Here is a 1,497-nt window from a genome sequence, read left to right on the forward strand (position 1 = left end):
TCAACGTATTGATTTATAAAGATAATTTATCGTTTTGCATGTTGAATGAGAGACCCGAATATCCTAAGATTCTCTTATTTCAAACCTGCTTATCTTGAATCAATCAAAACCATCCCTTTGCACGTCACAAGTGGGATTAACGTGTGGATAAAAAACCATTTAGAAAGGAGTAAAAATGCCTTTAATGAATCGTCTTAATGCAAGGGCTGTCGCAACATTGGGGGCTGGCAAATATAATGATGGTGCTGGCTTGTTACTTCATAAGCGTAAAGATGGAGGTGCTCAATGGATTTACCGATATACCATTCACGGGCGCCGTCGTGAAATGGGCTTGGGTGCTTTAAGAAATGTCTCTTTAAAACAAGCTCGTGAATTAGCAACCCAATGGCGATCTGTTTTACACGAGGGTCGTGACCCCATTAAAGAACGTGATAAACAAAAACGTGAGGCAATGCGTAATCTCCATTATTTAAAAGATATTGCTTTGGACGCTTTTGAAACTCGTAAAGCTGAACTCAAAAATGATGGTAAGAATGGAGATTGGTTTTCATCTTTACAACTTCATATTCTCCCTAAGTTAGGTTGTATGCCGGTTTCAGAAATTACACAAACCGATATACGCAATACGCTTGCTCCCATCTGGCATACTAAAGCTAGAACAGCAGAAAAAGCTCTCATTCGTCTTAATCTTTGTCTCAAACATGCTGCTGCAATGGGTTTAGATGTTGATTTACAAGCAACAGCAAAAGCAAAAGCTCTCTTAGGAAAACAACGCCATAAAGTTAAAAATAGACCAGCAATGGATTGGAAAGAGATACCGGCTTTTTACAAAACACTTTGCAAAACAACAACCCTAACACAACTGGCTTTGCGTCTGCTTATCCTGACAGGTGTTCGTACAAATCCCTTGTGTCATATCCATAAAGATCAGATTGAAGATGATATATGGACCATCCCTGCTGAGAATATGAAAGGAAGGCGTGATGCTACAATAGAGTTTCGCGTGCCTCTCTCAACAGAAGCATTGGAAATTTTGAAACAAGCACGCCTGCTATCTCGCAATGATTTCTTCTTTTCTGCAACCGGTCGTGGTCCCCTTGCTGATAGTTGCATGTCACATTATATGAAGAGAATTGGACTTGATGCTTGTCCTCATGGCTTTCGGTCTAGTTTACGTGATTGGCTAGAAGAAACAACAGATGCTCCTTTTGAGGTAGCAGAAACCATTCTAAGTCATACGGTCGGGGGTAAAGTAGAGCGTGCTTACCGTCGTACTGATTATTTAGAACAGCGCCGTGTTTATATGAATAAATGGGCGGCTTATGTTACAGGTCAATCTTAAAAGATGGGGTTTTGTACCCCATTTTTATTCCATTATCTGTGGATAACTTTCTCTCTTCGTTCTCTCATTTTTGCTCAATAAGATTCATAAATTATCAAATGAGAAAATACATCATAAATGACTGTTTTTTATGATTAAACTTACTTTGCAATCTC

At 39.1% G+C, this 1,497-nt stretch carries 1 protein-coding gene; it reads left to right on the forward strand.

Features of this window, described 5'->3' with window-relative positions; translation table 11 throughout:
* Positions 1-175 precede the first annotated feature (175 nt).
* The gene (locus tag AC0QT4_RS09060; protein ID WP_473201338.1) at positions 176-1,342 is read left to right on the forward strand and encodes a tyrosine-type recombinase/integrase; all 1,167 of its coding nucleotides are present in this window, start codon (positions 176-178) and stop codon (positions 1,340-1,342) included.
* Positions 1,343-1,497 lie beyond the last annotated feature (155 nt).

This window comes from Bartonella sp. EBT8, from assembly GCF_055796165.1.

What these genes read in the sequence shown, in the direction of transcription:
- AC0QT4_RS09060 (WP_473201338.1), top strand. Translation starts at nt 176, where the DNA reads ATGCCTTTAATGAATCGTCTTAATGCAAGGGCTGTCGCAACATTGGGG.